This window comes from Bartonella sp. AA81SXKL, assembly GCF_042196945.1.
Taxonomy (GTDB): domain Bacteria; phylum Pseudomonadota; class Alphaproteobacteria; order Rhizobiales; family Rhizobiaceae; genus Bartonella.
The window spans coordinates 1-281 of record NZ_JBHIRH010000323.1 but is presented as its reverse complement, the minus strand read 5'-3'; the positions used below and the strand labels follow the sequence as shown (position 1 = coordinate 281).

The following is a 281-nucleotide window of genomic DNA, read 5'->3' as shown; positions in this document are numbered from 1 at the left end:
ATCCTGATGGTGTTTTTCTTTCCAATGGACCAGGCGATCCAGCCGCCACAGCCAATTATGCTGTTCCAACCATTCAAGCACTCATTGACAGCAATATACCACTTTTTGGTATATGTCTCGGCCACCAACTTCTGGCTCTTGCTGTTGGAGCAAAAACCATAAAAATGCATCAAGGACATCATGGTGCAAATCATCCTGTTAAAGACTTTATTACCGGAAAGGTCGAAATTGTTTCAATGAATCATGGTTTTACTGTAGATACAACATCTTTGCCGCAGCAT

Annotated in this window: 1 protein-coding gene; it reads left to right on the top strand. The window is 42.0% G+C overall.

All coding sequences use genetic code 11. From position 1 onward, the window contains the following. On the top strand, window positions 1-281 hold a 281-nt coding region (locus ACFINZ_RS11440), incomplete at both ends, for a glutamine amidotransferase-related protein (RefSeq protein ID WP_375701573.1).